We start from the raw sequence: 7,357 nt of genomic DNA on the forward strand, positions 1-7,357 counted from the left end.
ATGGGAGTGGTGGCGCGGCAACAACAAAACCTTCTTCAGTGGCGGCAGGGCCCCGGACTTGATGATGGTCAGCCCTCACCACAGCGCCGCCGAGTGGGAACGCGGCGAGCGCTTGCAGGAGCTGGAGCAGGCGCTGGCCCTGCTCGCCCTGCCGGGCATTGACTCCTGGGACGCCTTGGACCCTATTGGGCAGGGCCCATACGGGATCTACGAGTGGTGCCGAGCGCATGTGGATGAGCAGTCGGACGAGGTAACCCGATCGCCGGAGCATGACCGTCCTGACCTGTACGGCTGGCGGGTCCGGGTCGGCACCCCAGCTGTGGCCGTACGTTCCGCGCACCCGGCTTGGGGCGACGACCATCACCAACTTCTCCACGACCTCGCAGGCTCGTACGTTTTCGGCTTCGAGCAGTTGAATGATGCGTGGAACGCGGTGCATGACGAAGCCTCGCCGGTCGGCTACGTCCTCGAAATGCGGCCCGTCACGCCGGACGAACGTGATCGCGCCGAATCCATCCGGGTCGGATCTGTCGAAGCACAGTCCAGTGCATACGGCCTGGTGATCCACGCCGAGTTCCTCGTCGACTGTGAGTTGCTCGCGGAGCAGACCGACCGTGACGTCGCAACTACGCGGGAGGTAATGGCGCAGACGATCAGGTCTCTTCTGGAGCAGAGTGATCTGCCGCCGAGCACGGTCGACACGGTTGCAACGGCCTGGCGCGTCGCTCCGCCCACACTTGCGATCCGCATCATGACGGCGCCGGTGAGCCGTCCACACCTTGCCCGTCCGTGGCCGGTAGATGCCCATCTGGTGGGCATGGTGGACCAGGAGGTGGCCCGCGCTGTGCAGGCTGCGGGCGTCGCACCCGGAACGTACGTGGGCCCACAGGCCAAAGAACTTGACCGTGGTGTGCTGGCTCCAGCCGCGTTGGACGCTCTGAACCGTCGTCTCGCCCAACACTCCTCCGACGACCTTGTCACCGTCGGGATGCGACAGATCGAACGCACCTTGGCGACGAAGAACCAGCAATTCCGTGATCTCGAACAGTCCTCCCGCCTTCTCTCGGTGGCCTGGGACCCACTGGAGCGCCAGACAGAACTCGAGCAAGAACATCTGTGGCTGAGGCGGAGCAACGAAATCGCGATCGAAGCAGCCCTGCGCGCTCAACCCACTGGAAACCGCCGCGTGGACCAGTACGCATGGATGGAGATCACCGCTGCGGCCTCCGCCTATCTGGCAGCGACGATGCGGAGCGAAGCGATCCATCATCAAGTTCGTCCCACCGGACTGAGAATCAGCGACGCATATGAGATCACCGTGGTGACCGACTTGGCCGATGCCGATGCCGATGCCGGGTCGGGGAGCGCGGGCTCCCGGGTGTTCGATCTGGACCTCAGCGCGTTCAGACGGGCCCGAGCGGCTCACATGCTCGCGGCTCCGGCCACGCTCGGCAGTCACGAGCAGACTGACGAGGTTGACGCAGCAGCCGAAGTCGTTGACGAGGAACAGATCGACGAACTCGTCGATCCAGCTGTTGACGCTGCCATGCTCGCCGCATACGGAGCATCAGTGAGCGATATCTTGCAAGTCCTGTTCTCTATGGCCCACTGGCCGCTGGAGCCTGACGATCCGGATGCGGTGGCCGTCCCCGCAGATACCGTACGGCAACACCTGCTCGACACGTTGCGTCTCGCGGATGAACCTGACGGACATGCCCGTATCGCTGCTGCTCAGGGGCTCCTCACCAGTACATCCGCCGCGCTGCAGGCTGCCGACTGGAAGCCGTGGCATGCACGCAGCAGGCAGAAACGACTCGTCGTCCAGCCCCTGGCCGAACTTACCGATGGGCGGCTCGTGGTCGGCCCGCAGCTCTGCTACGCGAGTGCAGGTATCTACGGCAACTTCGTGGCTCAAGGAATCCTGCCTTGGACACAGCCTCCGCCTCCGCGCCGGGTGACAGACGCTCTGGAGGCGGTTCGCGACCGCAAGAACAGAGCCCTCGAGACCGAGGTAGCACAAACACTTCGGGCAGCTGGTTACATGGTCGAGGAGCGTATCCGGGAGCAGGATCCGCAGCGCCTGGGGGTCCCGTCCCTCCAGACCGAGATCGATGTAGTCGCTGGGCGCGCGGCTGACTCGGTTATTTGGCTGATCGAGGTGAAGGACCCAGCCGACGTGCACGTGACACCGGAGATCCGACGCCATCTGGACCGTTTCTACGTCGACCACCGAAAGCCGTGTTATGCGACACAGCTCCAGAGGAAACTCGACGACCTTGCACCCCGCGCCAACGAGGTGGCGGCGGCCCTCGGTTTGCCGACGTCAGCTGAGCCGCGTGTGGTCAGGGCGATCTTTGTCACCCGTGCGCCGGTGCCGGCGGGATTCGTCGGGGGCCCCTTCACATTCCACACGTTGAGGGATCTGGCGGCTGCTCTGGACGGCGCCACCAGCCAGCCGCCGGAAGTAACTGCTTCCGGCGGGACCAGCTCCCCTAGCCGGGACCGGCGATGATCACGAAGCGGCCCGCAGCGAGTAAGTACCGAACGACGGCGAAGCGAAGGCAGCCGACGGGTGATCGGCTACACAAAGATGAGTAACACCACCGCTACCGGTCTGAAAAGAGCCGGTAGCTGGTTACTCACGTTGAACTCGTGGAGTCCGGTGGACCGTGACGGTTCTGGATCGTTGCGGTACGACGTCGTCATGCGGTACGCGCATGGGGGCGGGCTGACGCCCAAGGAGCAGGAAAAGCGGGAGCGAGCGCGTCTCGAAGCGGCCGAGCGGTTCGCTCGTGGTGAGAAGACCGAGGCCGTTGAAACGCCGCACGGCTGTTGATCACTGCGGACGCCGGCGGTTCCAACGGCTACCGCACCCGCGCCTGGAAGACCGAACTCGGAGCCCTCGCGGCCGAGACCGGCCTACAGATCACGGTGTGCCATATGCCGCCCGGCACATCGAAGTGGAACCAAGTCGAGCACCGGCTGTTCTCCCAGATCTCCATGAACTGGCGTGGGAGACCGCTGACCAGCCACGACGTCATCGTGAATACCATCGCAGCCACCACTACCCGCACCGGGCTGCGGGTCGAGGCCGAACTCGACACCAACACCTACGACACCGGAATCTAGGTCACCGACGCCGAAATCGACGCCCTAGCGATGAGCATGCACCGATTCCACGGAGACTGGAATTACATGCTCCATCTCGCCGGTGTCCCGCCCGCTCCCGGCCTGCGGACGGACCCTGCAACCGCCGCACGGCCGGCTGCAGGACCAGCCCACCTCGACAGCTCCACACTCCGGCACCCGGAGCTGACCGGTATGAACGTCCCCGAAATGGAAATTGCGCTTGACAACTTGATCCCCGCACTGGCCGAACAACGCGAGCGGCTCCGCCCCGAGCGGCGGGGCGGCGAACGCCGCCGGCACGCGGCGCGGGCGCCAAGGACAAGCTCTCCGACGCCGATCGTATCCTGGCCACCGTGCTCTACCTGCGCTAAATCGGTACCCACGACCTGCTCGCCCAGCTCTTCGGCGTCACCGGAAGCACCCTCACCCGCGCTATCCAGGAAGTACGGCCCCTCCTCGCCGAGTCTGGCCCCACGCTCCCGCCGTCAACAGCCAGATTCCGCACACCCGCAGACGTCGCTGCCCACCTCGACAGGTACGGCAATCAGCCGCCAAGGAAGATCAAACCAGCATGTTAATGCTCTGCGCGCCCTTAGATAGCGGTTGGTCCCGGAAGACGCAATCCCGTGCGGAGTGTGTACTCCCCACACCCGCTCGGCCCTCAACATCAGGCGGGCGGTGAGCTCCACCATCGTGGGCCCGGAGGGACCAGGCCACCGGGGGCGTAGTCATTCACGCGTCGGTCCTCTGCTCTGCCGCCGGCACACCGGTGGTGTCCTCCTCCGGCATGGCCGTCGGCGCGGTCTCGGCACTGGCGCGGCGGACGCGCCTCTTGTCGTGGACCACGGCTCCGATGACGCCGAGGCCGGTGGCGGCGGCGCCGATGATGACGCCCTCCGTTCGGCCCTTCCATCGGCCGAGAGCGACGCCCTCCGCAAAGCCCTCTAGCCGGCCGCGGGCGACGCCCTGTGCTACGCCTTGCAACCGGTAGAAGGCGCGTAGAGCGGCGGGGCCCCCACGGCGTCCGGCTTCCTTCGTGAGTTCCGTGTAAGCGCTGGTCATGCTCTGCCTCGCTATGTGTCGCTCGCTCTAGGGACAGGCCGATGGTCGCAGAAACGTCCTTGGCGGGTGGGGCAGTTCGGGAACTTCTGGGCTGACGTTGCGGCGCGCTCGGCGTACGCGCTGGCCCGCCCCCTGGGCCAGCCCCTCCCGTATGACCTGGCCGCCTTCCGTTCACCCGGTGCGGTGGCCCGCGTCCATGACCCTCCGCCCCACTGCCCACCGGCCGGACAGTTCCACGTCATCCACCGGCGCACAGGGCAGAACGTGAGGTCCGCTGGCAGGTTGCCATGGACGTAGCAAGGAAAAAACGGGACTGCCAATCCCATCGGGGACATTTATGTGATCACGGATAACCTGTCCTCGCACAGCAGCGTGTCCACCCGCACCTGGCTCGAGGACCACCCCGAATCCGGCACGTCTTCATCCCCGTCGGCACCTGCTGGCTCAACCTTCAGGAGAGCCGGTGGTGCATCTTCCCTAAAGCCGCCCTCGCCGGCAATCCTTCGCCGAGCCACCCGAGATCGAGCACGCCACCCGAGCCTGGCCCTGGGTATGGGAACGAAGGGGCGGCGCCGGCGCACTATGGCTGTGAGTGCGCTTCCGCTGCTTTTCGCCATTCGTCGGCAGTGCTCCGCTTGGCGTGACTGGGGCTGTTTCCACAGGTGAGAGACGGACAGTCACGCGCCGCGTGAGGGCTGGCGGAAAGGGCCGTGGTGAACCGCTTGGGAGCTTGAAGGGCATTCGCCCAGCTGAGCGGCCTCAGGCTCGCTGCCCCGTGAATTGGCCTGACGGTGTGGGCCCTCCTGGCCTGATGGCGACTCGACCGGGGCGTAGCGCCGTGATGACCCATCAGCTGCTGTCAGTGCCCACTGCTACACCCTTTTGTTGGGATGAGCCGCGCTCCGCGGCCCACCGACGGGAGGGGGAAATATGTCGAAGGTGCCGGACGGATTCCACCGGGTACGCGGACACATCCGTCGCAATCCGAAGCCCAGGAGCGCCAAGCGCATGAGCGGTTGGATGATTGCCGGCTTACTGGCCGGCGTGTGGCTGTGGGGGCAGGTGTTCGGGTTCAGTGAGTCCACCGCCACGACACCGCCGACGGATCCGAAGCCGGCGGCCAGCGCGACGGCCGACCGCTGATGGGACGGATACGTCTGCGGCGCCCTCGCGATGCCGCGGAACTGGTCGCAGCGGCTGTAGTCGCCCTGGCCGTGCTCGTCCTGGTGGCGCGGACGGCGGCCACGGCGGTCGGCGCACTGAAGGCGGCCTGGCCTGCCCTGCTGGCTCTCGCCCTACTCACGGGAGCCGTCGCGGCGTGGCGGATCAGGCACGCGACCACGATGCGGCGTCGCGAGAAGGAGCGGCTGGCCACTCTGCGGATCACGCTCGCGGAGTTCGACACCATGGACGACCGTCGCTTCGAGTACGCCCTGCGGGATCTGCTGGTCCGCGACGGCTGGCCGGCCCGCAGAGTGGGTGGCGGCGGCGACCAGGCCGCCGACGTCATCGGTGGGCATCCGCAGCGCGGCCGGGTCGTGGTGCAGGCCAAGCACACCCGCGTCGGCGGGAAGGTGGGCTCATCTGTGATGTACGCGGTGAAGGGGACGGCCGGGCCGGTCCACAAAGCCGATCACGCTGTCGTCGTCACCAACGGAGCCTTCACCCGCGATGCCATGGCGTGGGGCGACCGACACGGCGTCCACTGGATCGACCGGGAAAAGCTACAGCGCTGGGCCGAGGATGGTGCCGCTCTGCACGAGCTCCTCGGATTGTCCGCGCGCTCCCGCCCGAGCCGATTCAGGCGTGCGGCATGACTGGCAAAGATCGTGATCGCTGCCCAAGACGTCTGGAGGTGTGGTGTTCGACGAGGACGGGTCGCTCGACCCGCTGCTGAAGTTCCTGCTGTATGCGGTCATCGCGCTGGCCGTCGGCAAGATGCTCTGGGAGTGGCTCACCGAGGACGTCGGCCAGTGGATCACCGTAGATTCGTGGGGGCTGATAGCCGATCACCCGTGGTGGACCGGGCTCTTCGTGGTCGGCGGACTGCCCATGTTGCTCCTGCTCGGCAGAATCCTGTCATTCCTGTTCGGCGCCAACACCTACGCCAACGCGGACGACACGTTCGCCGCTCCCTCTGGCGATGCGATCGAAGCGGACGCGCTGACCTTCAAGATGAAGCAGCTTTCGTCGATGAGCGCGACGGGTTTCGAGCAGGCGTGCACTGATCTCTTGGCCCGTGACGGATTCCGGCGTCCCAGGCGGGTCGGAGGCGCCGGTGACCTCGGCGTGGACGTCACTGCCCGCGATGACGAAGACCGCCTCCTGATCGTGCAGTGCAAGCAGTATCAGAGCCCAGTCGGGTCAGGCCACGTGCAGAAGTTCAACGGGACAGCCCGCCCGCACCACGGAGCCGACCTCCCGATCATGATCGCGCTTAACGGCTTCACGCAGCCGGCGATCGACTTCGCCCAGCATCACCAGCTCATCCTCATGGGCCGCCCGGAATTGAAACGATGGGCTCACGGCGAGCACCTCTACGACGTCCTCGGCATCCAAAGCACGACACACTGACGCCAGCGCACACGGAGCTGAGTCCGTCCCGGGAGATCGCGCCTAGTGGCCGGTGGCCCCGTTTCGGGCTCAGTCCGGTGCGGCGCGTTGTCATGGAGATCGATCCGGGCCCCTCCCGGCGAAGAGCTCCCCACAGCGAGGCGGCCTTGGGTCGAGAGATCGTGAGGCGGCACTCCTGTGATGACGCCGCGGTCTACGGCATGCCGGTCCTCCCCAATGGGCTCCCTACCCCAGCCGCTCACCGTCTGAAGAGCGCTTCCTGACGATCCGTGACCTTGCTGCTCGGCGGGGTAGGTACTGAGGCTGCCCCGCAAGGCCGCAGTTGCAGACCCACATTTCAGCAGTCGACTGCTTTGTGTCTGTTGATGATCTCGCGTGATCGAGATTGACAGGTATGAGGGAAGTGTGAAACGGGAGGCGTTCCCGGTGGCAGGATGCAGCCCCAGGGCATGAGGAGGCGTGAGCGCGGTACGGGGCTCGTCCGTTCGTCGAGTGCTCGAGTTCAAGCACTCATAGGCATAGGTGCGCGGCAGGGAGTTGGGGTGTCTCAAACCGGTACGAGTGGTGTCATTCCGGGCCAACGGGCTGGCTT

4 protein-coding genes and 4 pseudogenes are annotated in these 7,357 nt (G+C 66.0%); 7 read left to right on the plus strand and 1 reads right to left on the minus strand.

Translation table 11 applies throughout. The annotated features are described in order from the left end of the window. The 4 pseudogenes from AC3ET3_RS35535 to AC3ET3_RS35550 all read left to right on the plus strand — a co-directional run. Positions 1 to 2,512, plus strand: a pseudogene (locus AC3ET3_RS35535) (hypothetical protein); the annotation flags it as partial. A gap of 192 nt (positions 2,513 to 2,704) precedes the next feature. Next, positions 2,705 to 2,815, plus strand: a pseudogene (locus AC3ET3_RS35540) (IS630 family transposase); the annotation flags it as partial. A gap of 5 nt (positions 2,816 to 2,820) precedes the next feature. Next, a pseudogene (locus tag AC3ET3_RS35545) lies at positions 2,821 to 3,201 on the plus strand (ISAzo13 family transposase); the annotation flags it as partial. Positions 3,202 to 3,399: 198 nt separating this feature from the next. Beyond that, positions 3,400 to 3,707: pseudogene (locus AC3ET3_RS35550) on the plus strand (helix-turn-helix domain-containing protein); the annotation flags it as partial. Between the two features lie 154 nt (positions 3,708 to 3,861). Here the strand turns inward: AC3ET3_RS35550 and AC3ET3_RS35555 are convergent. Beyond that, the gene (locus AC3ET3_RS35555; protein ID WP_435613677.1) at positions 3,862 to 4,191 is read right to left on the minus strand and encodes a hypothetical protein; all 330 of its coding nucleotides are present in this window, start codon (positions 4,189 to 4,191) and stop codon (positions 3,862 to 3,864) included. Between the two features lie 930 nt (positions 4,192 to 5,121). On the opposite strand from AC3ET3_RS35555, the gene AC3ET3_RS35560 reads away from it, so the two are divergent. From AC3ET3_RS35560 to AC3ET3_RS35570, 3 genes are read left to right on the plus strand one after another with little or no spacing between them, the layout of a single operon-like run. Beyond that, positions 5,122 to 5,334, plus strand: coding sequence for a hypothetical protein (locus tag AC3ET3_RS35560; protein ID WP_079033661.1), 213 nt, complete (start codon positions 5,122 to 5,124; stop codon positions 5,332 to 5,334). After that, positions 5,334 to 6,008, plus strand: a complete 675-nt coding sequence (locus tag AC3ET3_RS35565; protein WP_435613678.1) for a restriction endonuclease — start codon at positions 5,334 to 5,336, stop codon at positions 6,006 to 6,008. Before AC3ET3_RS35560 ends, AC3ET3_RS35565 begins: the two co-directional genes overlap by 1 nt. 43 nt (positions 6,009 to 6,051) lie before the next feature. After that, positions 6,052 to 6,765, plus strand: coding sequence for a restriction endonuclease (locus tag AC3ET3_RS35570; RefSeq protein ID WP_435613679.1), 714 nt, complete (start codon positions 6,052 to 6,054; stop codon positions 6,763 to 6,765). Positions 6,766 to 7,357 lie beyond the last annotated feature (592 nt).

This window comes from Streptomyces sp. bgisy159, assembly GCF_057707805.1.